Origin of the sequence: Nitrosospira multiformis (assembly GCF_900103165.1) — a bacterium.
Taxonomy (GTDB): Bacteria; Pseudomonadota; Gammaproteobacteria; order Burkholderiales; family Nitrosomonadaceae; genus Nitrosospira; species Nitrosospira multiformis_D.
Window position 1 is genome coordinate 2,272,615 of the sequence record NZ_FNKY01000001.1, and the last position, 25,614, is coordinate 2,298,228.

The 25,614-nt window shown below is 55.1% G+C and carries 24 protein-coding genes and 1 pseudogene; 6 read left to right on the plus strand and 19 right to left on the minus strand.

Annotation, left to right across the window (positions count from 1 at the left end):
• Nucleotides 1-389: 389 nt before the first annotated feature.
• The 5 genes from BLR00_RS10215 to BLR00_RS10235 are packed head-to-tail and all read right to left on the minus strand — an operon-like array spanning nt 390 to nt 4,737.
• Nucleotides 390-2,249 (minus strand): portal protein, encoded by a 1,860-nt coding sequence (locus BLR00_RS10215; RefSeq protein WP_256324111.1) that lies wholly within the window; start codon nt 2,247-2,249, stop codon nt 390-392.
• Nucleotides 2,246-3,499 (minus strand): PBSX family phage terminase large subunit, encoded by a 1,254-nt coding sequence (locus BLR00_RS10220; RefSeq protein ID WP_074632248.1) that lies wholly within the window; start codon nt 3,497-3,499, stop codon nt 2,246-2,248. Before BLR00_RS10220 ends, BLR00_RS10215 begins: the two co-directional genes overlap by 4 nt.
• Before the next feature lie 42 nt (nt 3,500-3,541).
• The gene (locus tag BLR00_RS10225) at nt 3,542-4,054 is read right to left on the minus strand and encodes a terminase small subunit-like protein (protein WP_074632250.1); all 513 of its coding nucleotides are present in this window, start codon (nt 4,052-4,054) and stop codon (nt 3,542-3,544) included.
• On the minus strand, nt 4,047-4,352 hold the full coding sequence (locus BLR00_RS10230; protein ID WP_074632252.1) for a hypothetical protein: 306 nt from the start codon (nt 4,350-4,352) through the stop codon (nt 4,047-4,049). The genes BLR00_RS10225 and BLR00_RS10230 overlap by 8 nt, the downstream gene beginning before the upstream one ends.
• Nucleotides 4,336-4,737, minus strand: a complete 402-nt coding sequence (locus BLR00_RS10235; RefSeq protein ID WP_074632254.1) for a hypothetical protein — start codon at nt 4,735-4,737, stop codon at nt 4,336-4,338. Before BLR00_RS10235 ends, BLR00_RS10230 begins: the two co-directional genes overlap by 17 nt.
• Before the next feature lie 472 nt (nt 4,738-5,209).
• On the opposite strand from BLR00_RS10235, the gene BLR00_RS10240 reads away from it, so the two are divergent.
• Nucleotides 5,210-5,794 (plus strand): hypothetical protein, encoded by a 585-nt coding sequence (locus tag BLR00_RS10240; RefSeq protein ID WP_074632255.1) that lies wholly within the window; start codon nt 5,210-5,212, stop codon nt 5,792-5,794.
• Here BLR00_RS10240 and BLR00_RS16695 read toward each other — a convergent pair.
• Complete coding sequence (locus BLR00_RS16695) at nt 5,791-5,937, minus strand: hypothetical protein (protein ID WP_175443818.1); 147 nt, start codon at nt 5,935-5,937, stop codon at nt 5,791-5,793. The two genes, BLR00_RS10240 and BLR00_RS16695, sit on opposite strands and share 4 nt — an antisense overlap.
• A 48-nt stretch (nt 5,938-5,985) precedes the next feature.
• Here BLR00_RS16695 and BLR00_RS10245 point away from each other — a divergent pair, with 48 nt between their 5' ends.
• Genes BLR00_RS10245 through BLR00_RS10255 form a run of 3 tightly spaced genes read left to right on the plus strand, consistent with a single transcriptional unit; the run spans nt 5,986 to nt 11,475 of the window.
• Nucleotides 5,986-9,414 (plus strand): alpha/beta fold hydrolase, encoded by a 3,429-nt coding sequence (locus BLR00_RS10245; protein WP_074632257.1) that lies wholly within the window; start codon nt 5,986-5,988, stop codon nt 9,412-9,414.
• Between the two features lie 57 nt (nt 9,415-9,471).
• Nucleotides 9,472-9,879: a Bor/Iss family lipoprotein gene (locus tag BLR00_RS10250; protein ID WP_074632259.1), complete on the plus strand. Its 408-nt coding sequence runs from the start codon at nt 9,472-9,474 to the stop codon at nt 9,877-9,879.
• Between the two features lie 30 nt (nt 9,880-9,909).
• Nucleotides 9,910-11,475, plus strand: a complete 1,566-nt coding sequence (locus tag BLR00_RS10255) for an FAD-binding protein (protein ID WP_074632261.1) — start codon at nt 9,910-9,912, stop codon at nt 11,473-11,475.
• Between the two features lie 164 nt (nt 11,476-11,639).
• Here the strand turns inward: BLR00_RS10255 and BLR00_RS10260 are convergent, their stop codons facing one another.
• From BLR00_RS10260 to BLR00_RS10300, 9 genes and pseudogenes are all read right to left on the minus strand, one after another.
• On the minus strand, nt 11,640-12,254 hold the full coding sequence (locus BLR00_RS10260; protein ID WP_074632262.1) for a hypothetical protein: 615 nt from the start codon (nt 12,252-12,254) through the stop codon (nt 11,640-11,642).
• A gap of 54 nt (nt 12,255-12,308) precedes the next feature.
• Complete coding sequence (locus tag BLR00_RS10265; RefSeq protein WP_074632263.1) at nt 12,309-12,728, minus strand: hypothetical protein; 420 nt, start codon at nt 12,726-12,728, stop codon at nt 12,309-12,311.
• A gap of 42 nt (nt 12,729-12,770) precedes the next feature.
• Nucleotides 12,771-13,337 (minus strand): NADPH-dependent FMN reductase, encoded by a 567-nt coding sequence (locus tag BLR00_RS10270; RefSeq protein ID WP_074632264.1) that lies wholly within the window; start codon nt 13,335-13,337, stop codon nt 12,771-12,773.
• A 94-nt stretch (nt 13,338-13,431) separates the two neighbouring features.
• The gene (locus BLR00_RS10275; protein ID WP_218124324.1) at nt 13,432-14,097 is read right to left on the minus strand and encodes a dioxygenase family protein; all 666 of its coding nucleotides are present in this window, start codon (nt 14,095-14,097) and stop codon (nt 13,432-13,434) included.
• 258 nt (nt 14,098-14,355) lie between these two features.
• A pseudogene (locus tag BLR00_RS17205) lies at nt 14,356-14,433 on the minus strand (SDR family oxidoreductase); the annotation flags it as partial.
• Between the two features lie 35 nt (nt 14,434-14,468).
• The gene (locus tag BLR00_RS10285; RefSeq protein WP_074632270.1) at nt 14,469-15,044 is read right to left on the minus strand and encodes an NADPH-dependent F420 reductase; all 576 of its coding nucleotides are present in this window, start codon (nt 15,042-15,044) and stop codon (nt 14,469-14,471) included.
• A 53-nt stretch (nt 15,045-15,097) separates the two neighbouring features.
• Nucleotides 15,098-16,177 carry an ADP-ribosylglycohydrolase family protein gene (locus tag BLR00_RS10290; protein WP_074632272.1) on the minus strand — a complete coding sequence of 360 codons (1,080 nt, stop codon included), beginning with the start codon at nt 16,175-16,177 and terminating at the stop codon, nt 15,098-15,100.
• Between the two features lie 221 nt (nt 16,178-16,398).
• Nucleotides 16,399-16,803: a DoxX family protein gene (locus tag BLR00_RS10295; RefSeq protein WP_074632274.1), complete on the minus strand. Its 405-nt coding sequence runs from the start codon at nt 16,801-16,803 to the stop codon at nt 16,399-16,401.
• A 145-nt stretch (nt 16,804-16,948) separates the two neighbouring features.
• Nucleotides 16,949-17,092, minus strand: a complete 144-nt coding sequence (locus BLR00_RS10300) for an NADPH-dependent FMN reductase family protein (RefSeq protein WP_218124325.1) — start codon at nt 17,090-17,092, stop codon at nt 16,949-16,951.
• Between the two features lie 105 nt (nt 17,093-17,197).
• Between BLR00_RS10300 and BLR00_RS10305 the strand changes: the two genes are divergently transcribed.
• The gene (locus tag BLR00_RS10305; RefSeq protein ID WP_074632275.1) at nt 17,198-18,142 is read left to right on the plus strand and encodes a LysR family transcriptional regulator; all 945 of its coding nucleotides are present in this window, start codon (nt 17,198-17,200) and stop codon (nt 18,140-18,142) included.
• A 288-nt stretch (nt 18,143-18,430) separates the two neighbouring features.
• Here BLR00_RS10305 and BLR00_RS10310 read toward each other — a convergent pair whose 3' ends face one another.
• From BLR00_RS10310 to BLR00_RS10325, 4 genes are all read right to left on the minus strand, one after another.
• Nucleotides 18,431-19,537 carry an NAD(P)-dependent alcohol dehydrogenase gene (locus tag BLR00_RS10310; RefSeq protein WP_074632277.1) on the minus strand — a complete coding sequence of 369 codons (1,107 nt, stop codon included), beginning with the start codon at nt 19,535-19,537 and terminating at the stop codon, nt 18,431-18,433.
• Between the two features lie 182 nt (nt 19,538-19,719).
• Entirely contained in the window at nt 19,720-21,267 is a 1,548-nt protein-coding gene (locus BLR00_RS10315; protein WP_074632279.1) for an FAD-binding oxidoreductase, read from the minus strand.
• Nucleotides 21,268-21,290: 23 nt separating this feature from the next.
• Nucleotides 21,291-22,319 carry a hypothetical protein gene (locus BLR00_RS10320; RefSeq protein WP_074632281.1) on the minus strand — a complete coding sequence of 343 codons (1,029 nt, stop codon included), beginning with the start codon at nt 22,317-22,319 and terminating at the stop codon, nt 21,291-21,293.
• A 25-nt stretch (nt 22,320-22,344) separates the two neighbouring features.
• Nucleotides 22,345-22,674 carry a c-type cytochrome gene (locus BLR00_RS10325; RefSeq protein ID WP_074632283.1) on the minus strand — a complete coding sequence of 110 codons (330 nt, stop codon included), beginning with the start codon at nt 22,672-22,674 and terminating at the stop codon, nt 22,345-22,347.
• Between the two features lie 484 nt (nt 22,675-23,158).
• Between BLR00_RS10325 and BLR00_RS10330 the strand changes: the two genes are divergently transcribed.
• Nucleotides 23,159-25,552 carry a TonB-dependent siderophore receptor gene (locus tag BLR00_RS10330; RefSeq protein ID WP_256324112.1) on the plus strand — a complete coding sequence of 798 codons (2,394 nt, stop codon included), beginning with the start codon at nt 23,159-23,161 and terminating at the stop codon, nt 25,550-25,552.
• The last annotated feature ends 62 nt before the right edge of the window (nt 25,553-25,614 follow it).

A 25,614-nucleotide genomic window follows, 5' to 3' on the forward strand; every position in this document is an offset into this window, starting at 1 on the left:
CGGGCCGCCCGGGTATGAGCGGGTTGATAAAACTTCGGTATTGCCGTAAGCGCGCTTGAGTTATCCGGAAATCCGGATAACTGAGTCTGGCAGTCCGGGAACGAAAAAGCCGCTCGAAAGCGGCTGGTATAGGCTGGATATAGGATGGGCGCGTTTGATTCTCCGGCTTGCTATCTTGAGCAGGCCCGCGGAATCCGTATCAATTGATAATCTCTTCCGCCACAGAGCCCTTTATATCGGTATCCAGTAGCGCCGCATGAAAATCCCTTCTCTTCCTGATCATAAGATAATCATTTAACATTATTAAATATCTTCATGTTTAATATAAGGTTATTCATATTTAGATCGGCATTCGGATGACTCTTTACCGCCTGAGTCATCACTTGGGGCTATTGCTGCGTGGCAGCCTGGAATGGTTGGCGCATGACGGGTGCTTGCTGGTCCTCTTCAACTACACCACCCGCCCTGCGTAACTGATCAGCCAGCTCATGCCGGTTCGGCACATCGGACAGTTCCAGCATGGCCGGATACAGCACGGCCTGGTATGCAGGCGGTGCCGCCTGCACGATCTGGGTGAAAGCTTGCAGCTGCTGTGCCCTGAAACTCGGCGTAGCCGGTATGTCTTCCAGCACGACCCTGACCTGGGCGGTCTCGATATCGTTCTCGATCACAGGGCCGGAATGGGTCATGACTTCGCGGTTGAAATAAACCGTCCTCTGTTTGTTGCCCCGCTTCACCGCTATGGCCGTCTGCCTGCCCAGTAAGTCGTACTTGATGAATGCCAGAAGCTGTTGTCCCACCAGCCGCCGGGCATAGCGGAAATTATCGTTGGGTTCCGCCAGTACGGTGGAGCCCTGCTCCACCAGATTGTTGATGGCAACACCGCTCGCGGCCTGCGTCGATGCGCCGAGCATTGCCCGGTACACGCCGCTCACCGCTTCAATCCTGTGCTTGCGCTCTTCCACCAGTTGGAACACCTGCGCGGCCAGCGCATGCTCGCGCGTCACCTTGAATCCGCCCGCATTCCTGCGCTGGGCATTCAGAACGGTCATCGAGCGCAGGCTGCTGATGTTGTGCGCAACCTCCTGATAGGTATTCTGGCTCAAATCGAGCGCATCGTTATCCACCTCGACTTTTACCGAATTCAGGACTTCATACAGCAAAATATCCAGATCGAGGATCTGATCCTGCGGCCCCCGCATATCGCGGATCAATCCATACGGTACCCGGCTGCGGTCCTTGCGGAAGCACCAGAACGGGACATAGGGAAAATCACGATGCGGCAGCGGGCTGGGTACATCCATTAATTTGTGCGGTCCCAGCCAGATTGCCACGCGCATTCTCGGCAGCATGGATCTCTGAACGTGCACCAGGCCAGCGCTGAGTGCTGCCTCATGGTAGGGATTATCTTCGCGGTATTCAATCGCCTTGCCGTCGGGCAATACCAGAACGTAGGCATCCTCGAAATGCCGGTACCACAGCTCGGATAAACGTACCATGCCCGAGTTGCGGTTGAGGTAATCCTCCTGGCTATGTCCCCACGTCTGGCCCCATGCCTGCTCGATTTCGTATGCTCTGGCCATGCCCGTATCGGCACCATCGTATACGTCCAGATTATTCCAGCCGTTCCAGCTATTACCGATAAGCGCCTGCTGTTCCGGAAACATCCTCGCAGCCTGCGCACGGTCAACCCACTTATCGCGTCGTAAATAACGCGCGTCCGATAGATCCGGCTCCTTCGACGTCCAGTCCCACCAGATTTCGTTGCGATGAATCTCCCGCACCCGGTACGGATACCTGAGCGGATCGAATTCGCGTGAGACCTCAACCCATCCGACTCCTGCCCGGATCATGCTGGAATAAGCGTCAGACATTGCCCTGTCCGCCCTGGATTCCGCTTCGACCTCCTTGATTTTCGCAGAGAGCCCCTCGGCAATCTCGGCCTGCTGCTCATCGTCGGACGTGATCTTGTAATCCGTGCGGCTGCGCGCCTCGATCCCCAGCACGGCATTGATGGTCGGCTTGATCAGATTCGAATCCTGCGGTGGAATACCCGCCTCTTTCAGGCGCCGGATTACCTCGACGCTGGTCTGCGCGCCGTCGTAATAATCGCAATCCGTATCCGAATCCAGACGCCACTTCGGCTGATTGCGAATATCCCGGCAGATCCCGCTGTATGCCTCGACTGATATGTCTGACGCTATGTCCGCCATATCCACTGTGTCCACCCTGCCGGTATCCAGGATCATGCGCGCCAGCCTTTCATGCTGATGCCGCGCGCACTACCGGCCGGCTTGTCGTCTTCGGTGGACACGGCAAAGTAGCGGAATGCGTCCGCGGCATGGCTATGGTGATCGTGCAGCGGCCTGCCACTGAGCTGCCTTGTGGCCGGATCGACATCGAACCGGTAATGCCGCAGGCTCTGCAGTCCTTCCGCACACTTCGCTTCATCGAAATAACAACGGTTGAATATCGTTCTGGCGGCATTGATGCCATCGGAAATCGAAAGATTCGGCACTATCCTCACCTTGCGCCCGGCCGCGATCATGATTTCCTCCACGCTTCGACCCGTGGCCAGCGTTTTGGCCCTGGCATCGTGCGGCAGCCAATCCATGCCATATAAATATCCCCTATCCTGCAGCACATTGATGTAATGTTGTATTGGCATCTGATTGTTGCTGTAATAATCGATTAATCTGAGTTCGCCGCCGACAGTTTGCGCAAACCATATGCTGGTGTTGTCCGCCCAGCCCAGATCGAAGAACGTATGCACCGGTTTTGCGGCGTCGTAAGGTACATGCCTGATACGGCCTTCTTCCTGGGCCAGCCTCAACTCCCTGGCGTAAATCGCACCGTCCAGCGTCACACGGCAATGACCCTCCCAGACATTCAAGTACGCGTCGGGATCCCTGATTTTCAAGTCGTCCTTCTCGCGCAGCAACGTATCCGGAAACCACGGATTGTCATTCCAGTTAATCTTTACAACAACCGCTCCCGCCGGCGGATTGATAACAAACCGCTGATGCGTTTCGTCGGTCTCCAGCTCCGGGTTGTAGGTCACCCAGATTTCCGAACCTTGCTTGCGGACAGTGGGAACAAGCGTGTCCCAGCTTGGCTTGCTTACCGCCTGAGCTTCTTCCACCCAGACCCGGTCAATGCCCTCGAACGACTTTATCCGGGTGATGTTGTTACGCAACCCGGCAAACAGGAATTCGGAGCCGTTTCTACCCAGAATGATGTTGTTCTGCACCTCGTAAAATGATTCCAGGCCGATTTCAACAATCTGGGACTGCAACAAGTGATGCACCGACTCGGTGATTGAATTCTGAAACTCACGTGCGCAGAGTATGCGCAGCGGTGCGGCGGCGGCTTGTATCAGCAATGCCCTGGCCACACTCCATGACTTTGCGCCGCCACGGCCGCCATATAAAATCTTGTACCTTGCCGCTTCGAACAGAAATCGGAGTTTTTCAGGAAATTCCGCCCTGTGCGCGGTCATGCCGCTATCGAATAGTCAGGAATCATGAGACCCAATACCTGGCTACTTGCCGGCGGCAAGCATTGCGACAAAGGCTACTTCGACCTTATGCACAATCGGCTTGCCCGTATCGCCGTCTTCTCGCGTATTCAGCAATTTGTCGCCGTATTTCTTGGGCGCGAGCCTCGCCGCATACCACTTGCGTGCGTCGATACGCAGCTGGGAGCGTGCGATAACCTCGCGGTTCATCACTTCTTTTCCCTTCTCGTCGGTATAGGTATCTTTTGACCCGTCATCCGAAATTTCTATGATTTCTTCGGCATAGGCATCCACGCAAAGCTCCTTCGCACGCAGGTATTGCTGCATGAGCGCCGCATCGCTCGCCAGCCAGTTCCATAAGACCCGTTGACTGATGCCAGTCTCCACACACATCGCCCGTGCCGATTTTCCCAGCGAAATACCGGTACAGATTGCGTCCACCAGTTCACGGGTTTTTATGGTCGGAGCCCCTCTTTTGCCGTTTGGGGCCGCGTTTATCGGTTCCTTCGCTTTTTTCCGGAGTCTATGCTCATTCATGATCTGATTCTTTTAGCGGCAGACTGTTGCACCCCTTTACCGCCGCAAGCAATTTAATCTCGCATGCCCAGCGTTCTTCTATTTCGGCACGCAGCGCACGATTAATAGTCAAGGAGTCATCCTTTGCGGATATGCGATCAACCGCGTAAGCTGATTTGCACTCTGCCGGTGTTTCAACCTGGCATAAAACGGCAACCGGCTTTTCGACCACCTGTGTCTGAATGACAGGTTTGCCTGCGCAACCACTCACCATTAATGCAAATAATGGCATCGCCACGAGGCTAATGTGATAAGTCATGGCGTTGGCGGCTTTGCACATACTGTATTTGTTCCGTATTTATCATCTCGCATTGTTTGCCAGGTGTCGCTGCCGGAACTGGCCGAAGAGAGCGTATTTTTTTTGCGTTGCCGGTATGTGTCGCCGCAGCGATTGCGGCTCCGCGCATCGCCTTGATCGCATCTTTTTCTCTTTTAGCGGTGGCTACTGTCAGTGCCTCCAGCGCCATGCGTACGGACTGAATATCAGTAGCGCATCTATCATTTGCCGCCGATAACATTGCATTGTTGGTATTAAGCCGCTGTATCTGTGCTGCCGTTCGCCAGTCGCTAAGTGCGAACCCGCCACCGAAGGCAAGCGCGGCAAGGACGGCAATCACTATTGCTGTAATCGCTGGACTAATCATTTACGTTACCTGTGAAAAGAACCCCGCTCTGGGGCAGAAATAAAAAACCCGCGCATGGCGGGGCAGACAAGGAAAACCGCACGAAGCGGTTTCTGGATACAAGGCAAAAAAATACCCGCATAAGCGGGTTTGGGTGCTACATAAACGCCCACACGGGGCAGGCAACAAAAAGCCCGTTTTGAACGGGCGGATAAGTGGATAAGCGGAAAATAAAAAACTCGCCTGAAGCGAGTTTTGAATATTGTGTTTGGACACAAAAATCCACAATATAGATGCGTATTATATAGCGTTACCGGCATTTGTCAAGCTATTTGTTGCCAAGATTTACGGTATTAATCCCATTCTGTTCAAAAATTGATTTTTCCCTCATCAATGCTATAAATAGCTGTATGTGAGCAGGCTAAGCTATAATTATTTGAAGTTGTCTCATGGTTTTGAAATTCCTGAGTATTTTTAATACTTGAGCAATTCTGTGATCAAACATTTTGCGAAATATCTCGTGACCGTACTCGGTGTGGCCTATTCGAGCTATCCAGGCTACACAGCGGCGCAGGAAGCAAGCGGCATGGACGCGAATATGGGCGCATTTCCGGCGGAGATGCACCAGGGCATGGTTCAGAACAGTCCATTCATCTCCCCGGGAACCCTCCCGAATCCTAACCCCTATACTGACAATCGTGTCCTTGGCGGCCCTACCCGCGGCGCTCAGCCCGGCGCTCCGTTAATACTATTGCCGGTACCAGCCAATAGTATGTCCGGGATCAACACTCCGTACGGAACCCAGTTCCCCGGCAGCTACATGCCTGGTGGCACCCCCCTCCATCGATACAATGGTTATGTGGTGTGCGATCCTCCAGACCTGAACAAGGGGACAGCCACCGGGGCAGCGACGGGTGCAACGGCACAGCGTATCGTCAAGATTACGACAACAAGGTCTCCCTCTGCCCCTAGTCATCAGCAGCCATGCCCCGTCTACACGGTAAATGGCGAGATCCAGCCGCCAAAAGGCTACACGACTACGACTACCACTACACCATCGATTCGAAGTGCGCCCTAATAAAAAATAATTGACTCATCAAGGAGTGCGGGAATGGTTTTCATGACGATGACAATTTCCGGAATAATAAAAAATGCCTGCTTCACATGTGTTGCCCCCCACAGCACAAGTAGCCTTTTGGTCTTGTCTGCCGCAAGCTTCATCCCACAACATTGTCGTGCTCTCGACGATGCCACTGTACAGGTGCCTTCATGACTCGCCTCTCCATTCCGCTTGAGAATCTGAAACCTCATTACGATGTTGTCGTCGTCGGTTCCGGCTACGGCGGTGCGATAACGGCCTCCCGTCTTGCACGTGCTGGAAAGCATGTTTGTCTGCTGGAACGCGGCAAGGAGTTTCAGCCGGGTGAATATCCCGATACACCCGTTGAGGCTGCTGCTGAAGTTCAGATGGATTTGCCCGGCAAGCATATAGGTAACGTGACGGGCCTGTATGATTTTCGCATCAACAGCGACATGAACGTTTTCATGGGCTGCGGTCTCGGGGGAACCTCACTCGTTAACGCCAATGTATCACTGCCGCCGGAGCCTCGTGTCATGCAGGATACCGCGTGGCCGCTGGCGCTTCGCACGGATGCCGATGAGCTGTTAGAGAAGGGTTTCGATCTTGCGCGCGAGATGCTGAAGCCGGTGCCCTACCCTGCGGATTTCCCGCCGCTCGCCAAGCTGGACGCGCTCGAGAAATCCGCGAATTCGTTTCTTCAGAATACGCCCAACGCTAAATTTTACCGTCCTCCCATCAATGTGAATTTCGACATCGACGGGATAAATCACGTGGGTGTTGAACAACATCCCTGCAAGCTCTGCGGCGACTGCGTCTCGGGTTGCAACTACAGCGCAAAGAATACGATTCTGATGAATTATCTACCCGATGCGCGCAATTTTGGTACGGACATTTTCTGTGAATGTGCCGTACGATGGGTGAAGCGCACCGGCGATAAATGGATCGTCCATTTCGACCCGATCGGCGACGGCCGCGAAAAATTTGATGCCCCGACGCTGACAGTCAGCGCGGATGTGGTCGTGATTTCCGCCGGGACGCTGGGCTCCAATGAAATCCTGCTGCGTTCGCGCGAAAAGGGTCTAAAGGTTTCCAATCGGCTGGGTGATCGCTTTACGGGCAATGGGGACGTGATGGCTTTTGGCTACAACAGCGATACGGATATCAATGGAATCGGCTACGGCCCCCTGAAGCCGGAAGGCCGCGATCCAGTGGGACCCTGCATCACCGGCATCATTGATCTGCGCGAGCAATCCCTACTGCAGGAGGGCATGGTGATCGAAGAAGGCGCCATTCCCGGCGCATTGGCATCATTGATCCCAGCCACACTGTCTGCCGCCGCGAAAGCGCTCGGCAGGGACACCGACACTGGCATCGCCGACAAAATCCGCGAAAAAGCGCGCGAGAATAGAAGTCTCATACTGGGCGCCTATCATGGCGCGACCCGCAATACCCAGACCTATCTCGTGATGGCGCATGACGACAGTGCGGGACGGCTGGAACTGGAGGATGATCGCGTGCGTGTGGTGTGGCCCGGGGCGGGAAAGCAACCCGGCCTGAAGAAGATCAACGACAATCTCGGCGAGTGCACCCATGCAAATGGCGGGACATTGGTGCCAAACCCTATCTGGAGCAAGCTGTTCGGCCACGATTTAATCACCGTGCATCCGCTTGGCGGCTGCATATTGGCCGACGACGCGGCTGAAGGCGTTGTGAATGAGCGTGGGCTGGTGTTCGCGGACACACACGGTACAGCCACCCATAAAGGATTATATGTTTCGGATGGATCGGTGATCCCGCTGCCACTCGGAGTCAATCCGTTATTGACCATTTCAGCGGTGGCTGAGCGCTGCGCCGCGCTGATTGCGAAGGATTATGGCTGGCAAATTGATTACAAGCTGCCTTCCATACCGCCGGCGGCTGGCCCGGCACCCGCCGTCGGCGTGCAATTTACTGAAACCATGCGTGGTTTTTTCTCGGTGGAGGAGAAGAACGACTACCTTCGCGCCGAGGAACAAGGACGCAAGAACAACACGCCATTCGAGTTCACGCTCACGGTCACGGCGGATGACGTCGACCTGCTGGTGACAGACGACCGCCATCCGGCCCGCATGGTTGGCACCGTGACGGCCCCTGTGCTGTCGGAGCAGCCGCTCACGGTCACGAATGGCCATTTTTCGTTACTGACCATAGACCCGGATCAGGTCAATGCGCACAAGATGAGCTATCGCATGAACATGACAGCAGAGTCTGGAAAAACCTTTCTTTTCCTTGGCTTCAAGCAGGTTCACGATGAGAAAGAGCTGGATATTTGGCCCGATACGACGACGCTTTACATTACGGTGTATGACGGAACGGATGATACCGCACCGGTGCTGGGCAAAGGCATTCTGCACATTCTGCCGGTGGATTTTGCCAGGCAAATCGCCACGATACGCGTGTTGAATGCACCTGATGCAAAAGCGCGTTTCAAGGCATTGGCAAAGTTCGCCAAATATTTTGCGGGGGTCCTGGCCGATACATATGGCGGCATTGCTGCGCGCGATAGCGTATTCGATCCCGAGGCCCCGCCGCGCAAAAAGCGCCCGTTGCGTGTGAATGAGCCTGAAGTCCACTTTTTCAATACTGACGATGGCGTGACGCTGAAGCTCACGCGCTACCGCGGCGGCGATAAAGGCCCTGTGATCCTCGCGCACGGGCTGGGTGTGAGCAGTCTGATTTTTAGCATCGATACCATCGAGACCAATCTCCTGGAGTTCCTTTTTAGTCACGGGTATGACGTATGGCTACTGGATTTTCGGGCGAGTATCGATCTGGTTTCAGCTAAGACTCAGTTCACGGGGGATGATATCGCTTTGCATGACTATCCCGCCGCTATTGCGAAGGTACGGCAACTCAGCGGCGCGCCGAGCGTGCAAATGGTAGTCCATTGCTTCGGTTCGACCACATTCTTCATGGCAATGCTTGCGGGCTTGCAGGGTGTGCGCTCGGTCGTTGCATCGCAAATTGCCGCCCACACTGTCGTCACCGGCATAAACAAGTTGAAAACGGGCCTCTATCTACCGGATCTTCTGGACAACCTGGGTATAAAGTCGCTCAACGCATACGTGGATAGTAATGCCGACTGGCAGGACAAATTATTCAATGCGGTACTGAAACTATATCCGGTGGAATTCGAGGAGCGTTCCCGCAGCCCGGTGGATAGGCGGATCATGTTCATGTATGGCGTGCTGTATGAGCATGACCAGTTGAATACGGCAACATTCGACGCATTGCATGAGATGTTCGGCATCGCCAACATGAGTTCATTCGATCACCTCGCACGTATTGCCCGCGCCGGCCATCTGGTCAATGCAAATGGCGACGAGGTTTACCTGGGGCATTTCGATCGACTCGCGCTTCCCATCACGTTCATCCATGGCGCCGAGAATGAGACGTTCCTGCCGAAAAGTACGGAGTTAACCTATAACGCACTGCGTGAAGCGAACGATCCTGATGGAGGCAAGAAACTCTACAAACGCCATGTCATTCCTGACTATGGGCATATCGACTGTATCTTTGGTAAAAACGCGGTTGATGATGTATATCCGCTTATCCTTGATCATCTGGAGTCCAATTGAACCGGAATGTGAGACAAGGGAGAAGTCAGTACAAAATAATTTCTGGGGAAGACCACAATGAATGCCGCAACGACGACAAGTAGCCGCAGTAGTTTTCGCTCCACCTGTCTTGCTGCCTGCATGGCCGGATTTCTGGCCCTGTCCGGCTGCGCCAGTTTTCAGATCACCATACCGGATTCCGATCCCATCAAGCCCAAGGGCCATACCGAGGGGTATCTGAAGAAGACCATGCACGCCTACTTCTGGGGACTGGTGCTTGATCCCCAGGTTCTTTCGGCGGAATGCGAGGGCCAGGGCATCAATGACGTTATTGTCTACCGCTCATTGGCGCATGACCTGGCGGGTGTTGTAACCCTGGGTTTATGGATGCCAACGGAGGTGTATTACCGTTGCAAGGCGCCCCCGACGAGGCCGGGTGTGCTGCCATCACCATCCAAGCGATCAAAATCACGGCACCTTTCCTGAGACAGATCATTGAATAAGGGGAAATAAATCATGCCCAATGGACACGGACGCAGTTTCTTCAGGCCGCAGACGCTCGAAACGGGGCGGCATCAATCTTATGAACAAACGCTTGAGGGAGAATACGCTTTTAACATAGACCGGGGCGGTAAGCCGCCCTTCGAAACCTACAACGATGCGACCAGGGAATTGCGGGGTATCATCCAGACCTGTATTCAGGATGGCGCGTCGCTGCGGGCGCATGGCAGCCTCTGGTCGCTGAGCACGGTCGCTGTCACGGATGGCCGCCTGATCGATACCACGGCCCTGCGGCTGGCATTCGAAGTGCCCAAGGACCTGACGAATCCCGCTTATAAGGGCGATGCAGCGAAATTGCGCTTCGTCGAGTGCGGCAACTCGGTTGCCGCATTGAACGACTATCTCTTTGCCGCCGGTTTGTCGATCAAGGGCTGCGGCTCCAACAACGGCCAGACCATTGCCGGTGCCCTGTCAACCGGGACGCATGGCGGCGCCTATAGGTTTGGCGCCATGCAGGAGATGGTCGTCGGCCTGCACCTCATCACCGGGCCGGACAAGCACGTCTACCTGGAACGAAAATCCTTCCCTGTCATGCAATCTGCCTTCGCCGAAAGTATCGGTGCCGATTTCATCCAGGACGATACGTTGTTCAATGCCGCGCTGGTTAGCTTTGGCTCATTCGGAATCATACACGGCATCATGATCGAGACGCGCGAGTTGTTCCTCCTCAATGCCATGCGCTTCCGGCACCCTTACGATGCCACACTCAAAGCGGCGATTGCCGCTTGCGATCCGACACACATTCCCCTGCCGGCGGAAGCCAATGCCGTCCCCAGGGACAAACCCTATCATTTCGAGATCTTCTTCAACCCCAACGAAGGCACGCCCCCTGACGAGGCCATCGTTCTCATCATGTATGAGGGAGTTTACGACCCGGACAACTACAATCCGCCGGAATGGAACACGGGTGAGCCAGGTTTGGGCGCATCGGGATTGGATATCATGGGAGCGGTGGTGGGCAGGATACCCAGTCCGCTCAATAAATTAGCCGTGCCATTGCTGAACAGCCAGGTGAACCAGCAGTTCGCGCCCTACTTCAAGCAGGCGCTCATTCGCGACCTCTTCCGTGGCGAAAAAACGCTGGGCAAGACCCTTGCCTGCGGCGTCGGCATGCCGGTGGCGCGCGCGGTCGAAGCAATGGAAATCGCCTTCAGGGTCTACAAGGATTCAAACACCGTTTTGCCGGTCATCCTCTCGCACCGTTTCGTCAAGGGCACCAGGGCATTGCTGGGATTCACCCGCTTCGACAACACCGCGGTCATGGAAGTGGATGCCGTCAATACACCGGAAACCCGCGCGTTCTACAACCGGATCTGGGATGATCTGGATGCGGCGGGTATCCCCTTTACGCTGCACTGGGGCAAATATAATGATTTCCTCACGCCAGAGCGCGTACGCAACCGCTATGGTGATGCCGCCGTCGCTCAATGGATCGCCAGCCGCGGAACCCTGCTGGAAAATGCGGCGGTGCGGCAGATCTTCAACAACAGCTTCACCACCCGCGTGGGGTTGGCGACCTGACTCTCAATCCCGTTTCACAGCAATCCAGGAAGTGACATCACCCGCCTTGACCCGGCCATTGCTGTGGAGAACCGTGCGTACCACGGAACCTGTTATGGCAGGACGCTGATTGATCCTCACCTAAGGGGTCCCTGCCAGATTGAAACTGAAGGAAATAAATACGATTACTGCACGGGCGTAAGCCGTATTACCCGCGGGTCGTCGGCAAACTCCAGCAGCAGGCGCCGCACACGCTCCTGCCATGCTTCGGCGAAGGCGGCACGCTGGGAATCATCAGCGCTATCCTGCAGGATGGCGGCTAAACGCCCCCCCTGCGCCGGATCGTTCGGCACCAGAGAAACATCCAGGCTCACTGCCACGCTGGCGCCGGTATCGAGGCGCTTGAAGGTAATCGCATCACCGTCGCGGTGATCGGCGAAACTGAGCAATCCTCTGCGTTTGAAACGTCCCTGGATGCCATGAAAGCCGTTATCGGCGGCCGCGCCGGTAAGCAAAGTCAGCACCTGCGCGACGACACCGGTGGTACCTTCCTTTTCCGGTGCGGGCATATGCACGGCAATGGCACCACGCTCGGCAGGTTCGTCCGGATAAAGCGCCGCCAGCGCCGCGCGTCCCATCAGAAACGCACCGGCGACGGTGGGGCAGGAATGACCAGCCAGGCGCACCGCATCCTCATAGTGATATTCAAGCACGCCATCACGGGAGGCGCCCAGCGTAGCGGCAAATGGATCATGGGTAAGTACCACCGGCGCCTGTTCATAGAAATCGGGAAAATTCATGCGGATCTCCTTGCTGAGTTGATTGAATGAGTTGAAGTTGATCGGAAACGCCGCTTAAGGATCGGCATCGGTAACACAGGGATGGGACTGTAATTGTGGAAAAAGCGTGCGTTCCTCATAGCGCACGTGTGCGCTGATAAGGTCGGCGAAGCGCCGCAGGCGCGCAGCAGGTTCAAGCGCGCACGGACCAGCGGCAAGTATACGCAGTTCGGCATGTTCAGCGAGCACACGCGTCACCGCCCGGGGGTCGAGTGTATCCTGCGCGATCCGTATCAGCCGTTCCTCCTTCTCGAAATGCGCAGCCATCAGGGTATGCCAATGCGCCTCGATGGAGGCCATCGCCGCGGTCATCGCGACCGCACGGGCCATCACGTTGTTCTCATTTTCATTAGCCGCACGCCGTGCGGTACGCGCCATGACCAGCGAGGTATGATGTTCGCGCGACAACGAAAGCAAAGCACCAGTCCGGGGCATTCAGAAATTAACCACAATGAAAGAATTCGTGGATCGGACGGCTCATTCCCTCATGGTTTTCAGCGCCTGCGCCCATTTGTACAACTCATTCAGCAACGTCGCACCCGAATTCTTGTGATGCTCGCCCGGCAGAAAATTTTCGTTGTCATCGAGGTGGCTGGAAACATTCTGTACTGTGACAGCCTCCACCATCGGCATCATTTTCAACGTGGTCAAAGTGAGTTTTTCTATCAGTGCGGAACGCATGCCGCCCGAGACTCCACCATAACTGACAATCCCGGCCGGCTTGTAGTTCCATTCCTTGTAGACGTAATTCAGTGCATTCAAAAGCGAAGGTGGCGGTCCGAAGTTGTATTCCGGCGTCACGAATACATAGGCATCGGCGGCATTGACGCTGGCGGCCCATTTCTTGGTATGCGCGTGGCGGTAGTTCTGGCGGATGGGATGTTCCGGTTCATCGTATACCGGAAGATTGAATTCGGCGAGGTCGACCAGCACGGCGTCAAACTTGCCATCCAGCATTGCGAGTTCGTGAAACCAGTTGGCGACGGGAGGTCCGACACGGCCCGGCCGCGTGCTGCAGATGATGGTATGAAGTTTAAGAGTCATGATTTTCCTTATTAAACCTGAATCTGGCGCGTTTGGACAGGGTGCTTGGTTTAACCCGCCAAATTATCTTCACCCAGTCACTTTTTCGCTTCGATTAACCCCTGAATACGATATCGAATTCCGCCACCATGAAATCGGGCTCCTCCGGCAATGGCGGGCTCAGTTTTACGATCAACGCTTTCGGATTGGGCGCGCTCTGAAGGAACGCGTCCGTCTTGTGGTAGGGATCTCCCTCGAAATACATTTGTGTTACCAATTCATCATGGCGGCCCCTGACGTCGAAATGAATGTGTGCCGGGCGCGTTCTGGTCGGCGTGATGGGATAAGGCGGCGGTTTTATGGTCTTGAACTGATAATGCCCATCGGCGCCAGTGGTCACCGCGCCGAAACCTTCGAAGTTCGGGTCGAGGGGCGCCGGGTTCGTGTCATCCGGATGGGCATAGCGCCCCACGGAATTAGCCTGCCAGATTTCGACATCCGCTCCCGCAACTGGCTTCCCGGTGGGGTCGATCACGCGGCCCTTGACTATGAGAAGCTGTCCCTTGGCGCGCCGTGAGCCTCCGGGCACCTGCGTCAGGTCTCCGGTGCGATTGGGCTTGCTCATAATGGGATAAAAAGGCCCAAGGATCTGATCCTGCGTCCGGTTCAGAACCCTCTGCGCAAAAGCGGAACCAACTAGTGGCAGTATACCCGCAGCGAGCAATGCTGCTGATGCTTTCAGAATAGTGCGGCGACCATGCATTGGTCTATCAGACTTCATATTGAGGCTCTCTTTTTAAAATCAGCCATAATATATATAATTTATTCATAAATAAAATGTTATTAATATAATCCGAGATTCTACATTAAGAATTTGAATAGATCACCGCCCAATGGTAATACCGGCGGACATACTCTTCCATCGATATCCAGCTGTGGCCTTGGTCGTCGACGAGAAGCTGGTCGCCACCGACCCGATAGGTGCCGGGGTGCATTCCGGCCAGCTTGGCGCGCTGGGAGGATAAAGATTAACTAGCTCGGTATTGATGTAGCCTGGCCCCACCGCGTTGGCGCGAATGCCCTGCCTGGCATAGTCCAACGCAATCGTCTTCGTCAGGCAATGAAGGGGGCAGGCGTTGCTCGCTCATCCGCCTAATGAATAAATTTGAATCCGGCGTTGGTGCCGTTGCCCAGAACGTATCCAAGCTGGATATTGAGATATCCTAACGCCTCAAGCTGGCGCGCGTTGGCAAGGGGACCTGCATCGACCGCATCGAATCCGATTGCCCTGCCAAAATCCAGCGCCATGCTACGGGCTTGCTGGTCATCGCTTGCGGCAAACAGAGTGAGCTGCTGCCCCAACACGCTGCCTGTATCCATATGTTGTGCAAAGACGGTATTGAAGGCTTTGACGACGCGTGCCTTCGGGGCTTTCCTTTGGAGTGCTTCAGCGCCGCTGGTTGAAAAACCCAGTGCCAGCCGCATGTCTTGAGTCAATGCATTGGTCACATCCACAACCACTTTCCCGTCAATTGCATCTGCCAGCTCATGCAGCACAGCGTCGATCGCAGTGTAGGGAACCGCGATCATCACGGCCTCGCCCCAGTTTGCGGTTTCCTTTACCGTTTCCTTGCGGCTGTTACGAACCTCATAGCCGGCCCGGACCAGGCCCCGGTTAAGTGCGCCGCCAACATTTCCACTTCCTATAATCGCGATTTTCTGTACCATATCATCCTCCTTATTGTCCGAATACGATTTGACCTGCCGTCCGGCAGGCCGGGCTAGACACCGACTCTCGTTGCCAATTCCATTGCAAGCTTCCTGAGCGTTTGGCCTTCTTCCAAGCCATCCAGGAAGCGTTGAGGAATGCCAGCCAGCCCGGTTTGGGCTCCGGCTAACGCTCCGGTCAAAATAGTGCGCGCTTGGTTTTGCCCTCCGCCATTCAGGGCGTGCAGCACAGCCGATTCAAAGTCTTGAGGGAAACGGGCAGCCAGGTAGTAGGCTGCGGGAAGCTGGTGATAGATGGCGCAAGGCATGCCGTATACAAGCGACACCTTCCACGCGGGTTCTATTGCGATGGCGGGATCTGTCGCGGCGGTGGCAACATACGATGGCGTCAGCAATGCGTCAGGTGATGCAAACCTTCCCGCGCGGGGAGGGTCCGGATCACCGGGGCGCGGCGGTTGCAGATCCGAGTGCGTCACTGCGTGAAAAGGCAGTTGGCCCGTTTTCACCAATTGCATCATTATGCCGGAGAGGTTTTTGTCGAGCTTGTGCCCCTGGACCAGAAGGCCGAGCACGGCTCCGTAAGCGACCGTCATCGATAGCACAACATCGTCGATCTGGGTAAGGCGGGCATTATTCGAAATAACGGTGGCCAGTTCATGGGGCTGCATCGCATAGCGAACGGCCAGGGCGAGCGTGCGTTCGATGGCTTCGGTTGTATCGGCATTGCCGCCTGTTTGTCCCCATGGTAGTCCTTCCTGGACGCGCTTGCGCCAGGCGTTGCGGATGGATTGGCTGGTGTATCCGCCGGGTCCGTTCGCCGGAGTGCCGTCAAGCAAGGGAAAGAGCTCTTCGTCCATCCGCCTGCAGAAATCCGCTTCGTCATAACCACCTTGATCGACGAGCGAGCGGAGCATGAGCCTGAGAATAATGCCTGCCTGCGACAACTGGCCTGCTTTCAGGCCTTCATGGTAACGGCCGGGCTCGGGATCCGTATAAGTTGTGATCCAGTCACCATAGTCACGGTGAAGCTCTTCCAGGTCATAGTACCAGTGAGGCCCAACGCCCAGGGCGTCTCCGATAAAGGCACCCATGATGGCGCCGGCAGCACGATCTTGAAGGGCGGCGTCGGTCATGTTCTGATCCTCCCAGGCAGCGCGCTTGTCACCCGCAAGACACCGGTCCACCCAGCCTTGCAGGAATATTTTGCTGCGCTCATTTCCGATATTTCCAGCTTCATCATAACGACTCTCCTAAGTTGGGGGTGATTGCAGTGCCTTAATACGTATGCACGTATGCAGACCGAAGGCATTCGAGATCGATGTCCCTGATGGGACGTATCCCAGCCAGCGCTCGGTTAGTCTGGTTTCAAGGCGAACCGGCCGCTGCCCAGAAATATGATTGCTAGCCCTGACAAAAGGAAAAACCCCTGCAACTCCAATGCCCAGCCACCCATATTTGTAAGCGTGAATATCTGCGCCCGGTGAGCCAACGCTAGCGCAAATAGCATGTTGCCGGCAATGAGCAAACCCCCAATCCGTGAATAGACTCCAAGGATAACCATCAGGGCGCCCACTACCTCGCCAAAATAAACGCCATAGGCCAGCAACGACGGCAAGCTGATGGATGCGAGCATGTTGCGGATTGAGTCGAGAGATCCGGGATTCAGTATCTTGTGTAAACCATGAAGCAGCATCAGGACGCCAACCATCATGCGTACGATCAGCTTACCTATATCATCAAAACGGGATTGATTAAGCATGGAATTCCACCTCTCTTGGTTCAGTTATAGGGAGCAAGGTTGCATCCCCTTCAATATGTAACCTTCGCACCCGTTACTTCTGGTCCACCACCAATACGTCATGCCGATCGGTACCTGTCACCAGTCCCGGCGCGTTCCGAATCAGTCAGTGGTAGATATATGCAAGGTCTCGGACAACCAAATGCGCGTCCGGCTCGCTCGCACGCCACGCGGCGACAAACTGATCGGCGAGCTGACTGGATTGGCCACCGGAAGAAAAGATGCTTGAATTGAGTTGCAGGTTTCTCATGGAATTTCTCTCCATCAATGAAAGTAATGATATTTAACTTCTTATCGATCAGATAAAAAAGTACAATAATCTGGTATAGATCATCTATTTATTAGATAGGTTACGATGGCGCCTCATATCACCCTGGAGCAATGGCGATCATTGATCGCGGTCGTGGACGCTGGCGGATACGCCCAAGCAGCGGAAACGCTGTTCAAAAGTCAATCCGCCGTTACCTATGCGGTGCAAAAAATAGAATCGCTGCTTGGGGTGAAGGCGTTCGAGATTCAAGGGCGCAAGGCGATCCTCACGCCGACCGGACAGATGCTCTACCGGCGTGCGCTGGCGCTGGTGGATGAGGCAAATGATCTGGAGCGGGCGGCCCACACGCTGTCGGCCGGCTGGGAAGTGGTCATACACATCGCTGCTGAAATCCTCTTTCCCTCTAGCCTGCTATTGGCTTGTCTGGAGCGTTTTGGCCAGGAAAGCCCCCGTACGCGGGTCGAGCTGATCGAATCCGTGATTGGCGGCACTTCGGATGCGCTACTCAAGGGGGAGGTGGATCTGGCGATTCTGCCGCAGCTGCCACCCGGATTTCTTGGCAATCTCTTGATGCGGATACGATTGCTCGCGGTGGCTCATGCCGATCATCCCTTGCATCATCATGGCCGGGAATTGACCTATCGGGACCTGCGCGCCTATCGCCATCTGGTGGTACGGGATTCGGGTGCCAAGCGCGATCAACGTGCGGTAACCGTCGAAGTGGATCAGCGCTGGACGGTGGGTCAGGTCGCCACGTCGATTCAGGCAGTCTGCATGGGATATGGCTTTGCCTGGCTGCCGGAGGAGCATATTCGCGAGGAATTGCGGACAGGAATGCTCCGGCCACTGCCGTTGCGGGAAGGTGGGACGCGCGAGGTACCGCTCTACTTGGTTCTGGCCAATCCGGACTTTGCCGGTCCCGGGGCAAGACGTCTGGTGGAGATCATCAGGAAGTCGGTAGATGAGGAATACGTATCTGAAAAATCAGAATCCTCAGTTCAGTTGTACAGAGGTTTTTTCTCGAAATAGTTTTTATAAATATTCAAGCTGAATATGAGTTTCGAGAAGGAAACTACTGTCGCTAGCTGAGATAGACCACGTATTTACGCTCTAAAACTCGCATTACAGAATGAACAGAAAGCCGCGAATCGTGTCTTCACCCCCTTTTTTCAGAATCAGGCAGCGAGAGATATAATATATTTATTAATATAATGTTACTGGAACAACCTATATTTTACATTAAGAGTGTGAAGCTATCATCGCTGCGCCTGGCGCAACTGATAATACTCGGCAGAGCGGATGGCATTCAGGACTCCGCTAAGATACCAGCCGGATAATCGGTTTGATGGTGACCCCCTTCTCGCTGTCTTCAGCCGCCTGATTGATCTGCTCCAGTGTATAGAATTTCACCAGTTTGTCGAACGGAAAACGTCCCTGCATATAAAGCGCGACCAGAGCGGGGATAAAGAGATCCGGCTTACTGTCGCCCTCGATGATCCCGATAATACGCTTGCCTGTCGTCATTACGCCATTCACATCGAAACTCGCCTCGGTCCCCAGGGCTGGTGCCCCCACGATGCCGCAGGTGCCACGTATGGCGAGCGCATCGATGGCCTGGCGCAGTACCGCCGGGCGGCCGCTCGATTCGAGCGTAAAATCGACACCGCCGCCGATTATTTCCCGTACGGCTTCAACCGGATCGGTCTCGCGGCTATTTATGGTATGGGTCGCCCCGAGTTCCATGGCCAGCGCCAGGCGAGACGGCACCACATCCACCGCGATAATGATAGCGGCACCCGCCACGCGTGCGGCCATCACGGCGCTCAATCCCACCGCGCCGCCGCCGAACGCCGCGAAACTGCTGCCTGGATTGACTTTAAGCGCGTTCATCACGGCTCCCGCGCCGGTTTGAATACCGCAGCCAAGCGGGCCGAGCAGTTCCAGCGGAGCATCCTTTGGCACCTTGATGACGTTGCGCTCGTGGATCAGCGCAAAAGTGCCAAACGATGACTGTCCGAAGAAATGGTCGTGGATCGGCTCGCTTGCATCTTGGGTGGCCGTGCTGCCGTCTTCACGGGTGCCGCCGAAATTAAGCGCATAGAAGTTTTCGCAATAGGTCAGATCGCCGCGCAAGCAGGGTTTGCAGTGGCCGCACCACATATAGGTCAGCACGACGTGATCGCCTACCGCCACTTTCTTCACGCCGCCGCCGACCTGCTCTACCACGCCCGAGCCTTCGTGTCCGAGTACGATGGGCAGAGGCACGTCATAGAGCTGGTCGCGTGCCACCATGTCCGTGTGGCACATGCCGGCTGCAACCACCCGTACCAGCACCTCGTCGGGGCGCGGCTCATCCAAACTGAGCGTCTCGATCTGGAAAGGACCGCCCTTCCGGCGTATCGTTGCCGCCTTGATTTTTCTCATCCCTGGCCTCCGATATTTGTCATTTAATTAGTTCCGGAAAATGATCTCTGGCGCGGCGCGGTCATGAGCCGTGGTACCCAATAGGTATTCGGCGGTACTCACTGGCAACAGTTCGGCGTCACCCCGAGTAAAGGAAAACTCGATAAGCGCGCGCCCCCTCTAAACCTCCAGCGGCTAAATTTCTACAGCCGAATGCCCGATTTCCCCGGAGCGAGGATTCCGTTGGGGTCCAACGCCTTTTTAAGAATCTTGTTGACGTTGCGCTGCACCGGGCCGTAGGTATCAGCCACCTTGTCCATGAACGCAGTATTGACCCGATAGATTCCGTATCCCTGCGCTGAAAACGTCGTCACCAGCTCGTCGAAGCACTGGTAGGCCGCTTTCACCTGTTTCGGGTTGGTCTTATCGTACAAGACATCGACGACATGATGCATGTCACGCATGCCGACAATGAATTCGCCGGAATAATCCAGTCCGTACTTGCCGAGAATCTGCTTGGTCAGGGACATCTGCTTGAGCGTCTCGCTGCCGCGCGCCTGGGAAACCGGCGCGAACCACATCGAGCCGCCGCCGCCGCGCCAGTTGTAGAGGGAAAATTCCGTCAGCGTCATATCCCCGCGCATGAGCTTGGCGCGGTAAACAAATGCGGGGTCCTCAGCCGCTTCTTGCTCGGTCAGGATCTTTGCTTTGCCGGATTTGCTGAATGCCTGCGTCACGATCTTCCAGTTCACGTCGATCTGTTCCTGTGTGCCGTAAAGCGCCGCATACACGTTCCAGATTCCCAGCTTGTGGTCCTTGGTGATCTTGCGCACCGCCTCGTCCGTAATCGATCCGGCCCCGCTCACATAGTCGCTGCGCCGCGCCTTCACCGGCGCTTCGTACAACGCATGGGCGATGACGACCGCGTTGGGAATCACGCCGCTGATGCGCAGCGGCCGGATGATTTCCACGATCTCCACGATGTCTTCCTCATGCTCGTACTGGATAACGAACGGCTTGAAAGCGGGTGGAGCGGGCATGAGCCAGAAACCGAATTTGGTGACAATGCCATAGTTGGACTGGGTGAAGATTCCATCCAGATAAGGACCGTATCCCCACTTGAAAACCTGCCAGGTGTTGGAGTTCGGCATCGATCCCATGCCGGTGCGCAGCACTTCGCCATTCGCCAGCACCACTTCCATGCCGCAGGCAAACATGAAATGCTCGCCATAGGGCGTATAGCCTACCCCCCGGTCCAGCGTATTGCCAACCGGTCCCGCGATCGCCGAGGGAGCCGGCATGGATAGCCATAAGCCCAGCTTGTGTTCGGCGATATGGTCGTAGAGCTGTTTATAGGTGACCCCGGGCTCGACCAGGGCATAGGCCAGGTCTTTGTCGACTTCGAGAATGCGGTTCATCCGCTTGAGATCGAGTACAACCTGGCCGCGTTCGGCCGGCGCCGCGGAACCATAACCCAGATTTTTGCCGGTTGAGATGGGCCAGACAGGTACTTTGTACTGGTTGCAGATACCCACAATCTTCTGGATCTGCTCCACCGTTGTGGCCATGAGCGCCGCGGAAGGGGCATGTTCGGAGTCCGGCACCGGCATCATGGTTTTGATGTAAGGTGCAAGCTGTTCCGCGCTGGTGAGAACGGATGCCTTGCCAAGAACACCGCGAAACGCCTTGATGGCGGCATCAAAGGTTTGTTCGGATACCCCCTTGGGCAGTGCAATATATTTACCGGCCATTATTTGTTCTCCCTGGCGCTACGCTAAATGTCGATTACGAATGAGGTGAACCGCTCTGCCGGGCCGATTGGTTCACCGCGTCCGTTCACTTTATCCTTACTTGGCCGGTGCACGAACGCGCGGCTGGAGCAGGATTCCTGAAACGCACTCGTGCCTAACGCCGCAGCCATGACGGCATAACCCACCGATTCCATCCAGCCAGCGGATTGAGGTTGCCCAGCCCCCCTCCTTGCGCCTGCTTCGCGGGTGGATACCTGCCGGGAAACAGAGGTCCATCCTCCTGCTGTGTTCCAGCCAAGCGATTCGCATCCGTCTGAAGGCGAAAGACCGGAACAATGGAGATGGATGGCATCCGGTCCATCGAGCCGGTAAGCCAGGAAGCCTGGCCAATAGGTAAAAGAACCGGGGTTAGGCCCGCTTGCCGCTATGCTATCCGCCCGCATCTGCGTGGAAGAATGCTCTGCGGAAAGAAAATTCTCTACGATGGAAAAACTGCCCTGATTCTCGATGAGCCGAGAGGCAAGAATACCTCCCGCGCTGTGCATCGGCGATGCGGCGGCCCATACGTGGCGAAGCTCGGGAATACCGGGGGAAATACCGTGCATGAAGGCGTCATCACCGGAAGACGCGTGTGAACCCAGCAAGATCAGCCTGGCGCCGGCATTGCGCGCCAGTTCCATGAAAATCGCCGCGCTGCCATCGTCCATTACGGCAATCCACCGCGTATCGCGGGATTTTTCCAGCAATCCGGTCACTCTCTCATAGTCATTGAGCAGCCCGCCTGTCAGCTTTACCACCTGGGGTGCGTCGAGTCCCGCCACCCCTGCCCCAGTTGCCCCGCTCTCCATACCATCGTATCGGGCATTGGCGGCATAGGCCGTGCGGATGCCGGCGGCAAACTCAGCATCCAGGGGCGTGTTCCCCAGCAGCAACCCGAACCTTCCGGCCCTCCCGGCGGGTGCGCTAGCAAATGCTCCCGGTGGGATGCCCAGCGCCAGCAGCGTGCCACCCGTCAATACACCTTTCATGAGATTGCGCCGGTTAACGTCCATTGATCAAGCCTTCCTTGCCAGTCTATTAATTCTTCGAAATATATTCAGCCAGTTTTATGAGCGATTCATCGTCGATTTCGGAGGAACGAAAAGCTGGCATCGCCCGGTGTCCATTCCGCACGATGGTACGGATATACGCTGCGGGAAGGCTGCGGCCACGGATCTGCGGACCGATCTGTGCATCGTGGCAATATCCGCAAACCTTGGCGTAGACTTCGGCCCCATCTTTCCAGACGAAGCCGCGAGAGGGAACGTCCTGCGGCGCTGCCCAAGCACTATTTGCCGTAATAACAATAACGGTCGCTATCGCCAGCATCAAACCGGATGTTGCGCCTCCCGGTCTTGTAGTTTTCATATCGCGCCTCCCGGAAAGATTCATAGTGAATACCATACCGCACGGTTTATCTGCCAGCGGCCAATGAGGGCTTGATAAACGGATTGATGAGTTTAATTAGATTATTACAGAATGGTGGTGTTTGTCTATCCAGGTCTCTTTATAGACGCTTCTTTTATATGGAATTATTTTCTATTTATAGTACAATGAGAATGGTTCGTATTATTGGCAACATTGGTATTGTCATTGTTATTTAATAACGGGAAAGCGGCAAGCTATCTTAAATAAATAATTGATTTAAATAATGATAATCTAATAAAACTTAGAAATTTAACCATATAAATAATTGTAATGGGAGAAGAATACTGTGTCACGCAATAGTAGATATCATTCAAAATTAGCAGACAATCGCGCCATAAAACTCAAAGAATCCGCTCTAACCAAACAAAAACACGACCGTAATTCGTTTACAAAAACGCTTAATAGTGGATTAATCTGCTTCAGTATGGGCATCGCCATGGGGCTTCCCCATAGCGTTCTGGCCGAGCCTTCCGCCGGCACCGAGATTCCTGCCGGCACCACCGTTCACGCGTACGATATTTCTTCGGGTCCACTGGAAACAGCGCTTAATCAATTTGCAAATCAGTCAGGCATCAATATTTCATTTGACGCTGCTCACGTAAGCGGAATAAGCGCCCAGGAACTGAAGGGCAGCTTTACTGCTCAAGCCGGGTTGAACCGCCTTCTGGCGGGAAGCGGTCTGGAACCGGTAGTGCAAGCGGGCGGGTATGTCGTCAGGAAACCCGTTACCACAACCAATCAGCCCGCGACGCTGTCACCGGTTAATGTAATCGCGCAGACCATCACCGACCCGACGGATGGCTATATGGCCACGAAAAGTTATAGCGCGACCAGGACCGATACACCCTTGCGCGATGTCCCGCAATCCATCACCGTGGTGACGCGGGATCTCATTAAAGACCAAAACATTCTGAGCATGAGTGACGTGGTGCGTTATGTGCCGGGTGTAGGCATATCGCAAGGGGAAGGCAATCGGGATGCGGTTATTTTCCGCGGCAACAATTCAACGGGAGATTTTTTTGTGGATGGACTGCGCGATGACGTTCAGTATTATCGCGATATCTACAACATTGACCGGGTTGAAGTTCTGAAGGGGGCCAATGGCATGATTTTTGGCCGTGGCGGAGGGGGTGGCGTGATCAATCGCGTAACCAAGGAAGCCGGTTGGACACCGATTACAGAAATTTCAGCCCAGTATGGATCTTACAGTCAGAAGCGCGTGGCGGTCGACATCGGCCGGGCCATAAACGACATAGCTGCGTTTCGTCTCAATGCCATGTATGAGCATTCGAACAGCTACCGTAACGGAGTAGACCTGGAGCGTGGCGGCGTCAATCCAACGTTGACCATCAAACCCAGCGCCCAAACCAAGATTGTTTTGGGCGGCGAATACTTTACCGACAACCGCGTAGCCGATCGCGGCGTGCCGTCATTTGGGGCCACATTCGCAAGCGGGAGCATACCTGGGCTCGTGGCTTCAGGCCGCCCCTCCGACACCCATCGATCGACATTTTTTGGCAATGCGGCGAACAGCCCGACCCATACCAACGTCTGGGCATTGAACTCGCTGTTCGAGCACGCGTTCGACAATGGGCTTACCGTCCGTAATCGCACACGCTATGCCAGTTACGACAAGTTTTATCAGAATGTTTTTGCCAACGGGCCGGCGACGGCACAGGATGCCACGGGAACGGTAGCCATAGGGGCGTATAACAATGGGACTCAGCGCGACAATATCTTTAATCAGACGGATTTCCTGTACACGCTGAATACCTGGGGAGTAAAGCATGAGTTCATGACCGGCGTGGAATATGGCCGACAGGTGACGGATAATCTGCGCAATACCGGGTTTTTCAATAATACCGCTACCAGCGTGAATGTTCCTTTTTTCAACCCTCTGGCCTCGACTCCCGTCACATTCAGACAAAGTGCCACTGATGCCAGCAATCACGGCGTGGTGGAGGTAGTAGGTGTCTATTTACAGGATCAGATTACGCTCCATCCCCAGCTCAAAGCGGTTCTGGGCTTACGCTACGATAATTTTGAGACGAATTTCCTCAACAACCGTAATGGCCAGCGAGTCCATTCCAATGATAATTTGCTCTCACCCAGGGCGGGACTGATTTACAAGCCCATCGAAACGATGTCGATTTACGGTAATTATAGCTTGGCCTATGTACCGCGCGCCGGTGACCAGCTCGCCTCGCTGACGCTGACGAATGCAGCACTCAAACCGGAACAGTTCATGAATCTGGAGCTGGGCGCCAAATGGGATATCCGCCCTGATCTGGCGCTGACCGCAGCGTTGTACCAGCTGGAGCGCAACAATGTCATCGTTCCCGTCCCCAATGATCCTACCCGAACAATGCTGGTCGACGGTCAGCGTTCCAGAGGTGCCGAAGTCGGCTTGATGGGTCGCATCACCCCGCAATGGAGCGTCATGGGGGGTTACGCCTATACGGATGCGGAGATCACCAAGACCCAATCAGTCACTGCCCAGGCGGGAGCGGTCGTGGCGCAAGTCCCCAAACATACCTTCTCGATGTGGAATCGCTATGATTTCGCGCCTTGGCTGGGTTTAGCTCTCGGGGTAGTTCATCGCAGCCACATGTACGCCGCGCTGGATAATACCGTGTTATTACCGGGTTTCACACGACTGGATTCAGCCATGTACGTTAGGCTCAACAAGACCCTCCGCGTCCAGGCGAATATCGAAAATATCGCCAATATCGATTATGTTGCGTCCGCTCACAACAACAACAACATCCTGCCGGGCGCGCCGCGCATTTATCGCTTGACGGTTGTCGCCAACTTCTAGGCTCATTCACGGCTAGAACTCGAACTGGCAACTTCCGATAGGATGGGTGGAGCATCGCTTCC

What these genes read in the sequence shown, in the direction of transcription:
- BLR00_RS10330 (WP_256324112.1), top strand. Translation starts at nt 23,159, where the DNA reads ATGGGCATCGCCATGGGGCTTCCCCATAGCGTTCTGGCCGAGCCTTCC.
- BLR00_RS10275 (WP_218124324.1), bottom strand. Translation starts at nt 14,097, where the DNA reads ATGAAGTCTGATAGACCAATGCATGGTCGCCGCACTATTCTGAAAGCA.
- BLR00_RS10320 (WP_074632281.1), bottom strand. Translation starts at nt 22,319, where the DNA reads ATGGACGTTAACCGGCGCAATCTCATGAAAGGTGTATTGACGGGTGGC.
- BLR00_RS10305 (WP_074632275.1), top strand. Translation starts at nt 17,198, where the DNA reads ATGGCGCCTCATATCACCCTGGAGCAATGGCGATCATTGATCGCGGTC.
- BLR00_RS10290 (WP_074632272.1), bottom strand. Translation starts at nt 16,177, where the DNA reads ATGACCGACGCCGCCCTTCAAGATCGTGCTGCCGGCGCCATCATGGGT.
- BLR00_RS10250 (WP_074632259.1), top strand. Translation starts at nt 9,472, where the DNA reads ATGAATGCCGCAACGACGACAAGTAGCCGCAGTAGTTTTCGCTCCACC.
- BLR00_RS10215 (WP_256324111.1), bottom strand. Translation starts at nt 2,249, where the DNA reads ATGATCCTGGATACCGGCAGGGTGGACACAGTGGATATGGCGGACATA.
- BLR00_RS10315 (WP_074632279.1), bottom strand. Translation starts at nt 21,267, where the DNA reads ATGGCCGGTAAATATATTGCACTGCCCAAGGGGGTATCCGAACAAACC.
- BLR00_RS10255 (WP_074632261.1), top strand. Translation starts at nt 9,910, where the DNA reads ATGCCCAATGGACACGGACGCAGTTTCTTCAGGCCGCAGACGCTCGAA.
- BLR00_RS10285 (WP_074632270.1), bottom strand. Translation starts at nt 15,044, where the DNA reads ATGGTACAGAAAATCGCGATTATAGGAAGTGGAAATGTTGGCGGCGCA.
- BLR00_RS10245 (WP_074632257.1), top strand. Translation starts at nt 5,986, where the DNA reads ATGACTCGCCTCTCCATTCCGCTTGAGAATCTGAAACCTCATTACGAT.
- BLR00_RS10270 (WP_074632264.1), bottom strand. Translation starts at nt 13,337, where the DNA reads ATGACTCTTAAACTTCATACCATCATCTGCAGCACGCGGCCGGGCCGT.
- BLR00_RS16695 (WP_175443818.1), bottom strand. Translation starts at nt 5,937, where the DNA reads ATGAAGCTTGCGGCAGACAAGACCAAAAGGCTACTTGTGCTGTGGGGG.
- BLR00_RS10225 (WP_074632250.1), bottom strand. Translation starts at nt 4,054, where the DNA reads ATGAATGAGCATAGACTCCGGAAAAAAGCGAAGGAACCGATAAACGCG.
- BLR00_RS10310 (WP_074632277.1), bottom strand. Translation starts at nt 19,537, where the DNA reads ATGAGAAAAATCAAGGCGGCAACGATACGCCGGAAGGGCGGTCCTTTC.
- BLR00_RS10325 (WP_074632283.1), bottom strand. Translation starts at nt 22,674, where the DNA reads ATGAAAACTACAAGACCGGGAGGCGCAACATCCGGTTTGATGCTGGCG.
- BLR00_RS10230 (WP_074632252.1), bottom strand. Translation starts at nt 4,352, where the DNA reads ATGACTTATCACATTAGCCTCGTGGCGATGCCATTATTTGCATTAATG.
- BLR00_RS10220 (WP_074632248.1), bottom strand. Translation starts at nt 3,499, where the DNA reads ATGACCGCGCACAGGGCGGAATTTCCTGAAAAACTCCGATTTCTGTTC.
- BLR00_RS10235 (WP_074632254.1), bottom strand. Translation starts at nt 4,737, where the DNA reads ATGATTAGTCCAGCGATTACAGCAATAGTGATTGCCGTCCTTGCCGCG.
- BLR00_RS10265 (WP_074632263.1), bottom strand. Translation starts at nt 12,728, where the DNA reads ATGCCCCGGACTGGTGCTTTGCTTTCGTTGTCGCGCGAACATCATACC.
- BLR00_RS10295 (WP_074632274.1), bottom strand. Translation starts at nt 16,803, where the DNA reads ATGCTTAATCAATCCCGTTTTGATGATATAGGTAAGCTGATCGTACGC.
- BLR00_RS10300 (WP_218124325.1), bottom strand. Translation starts at nt 17,092, where the DNA reads ATGAGAAACCTGCAACTCAATTCAAGCATCTTTTCTTCCGGTGGCCAA.
- BLR00_RS10260 (WP_074632262.1), bottom strand. Translation starts at nt 12,254, where the DNA reads ATGAATTTTCCCGATTTCTATGAACAGGCGCCGGTGGTACTTACCCAT.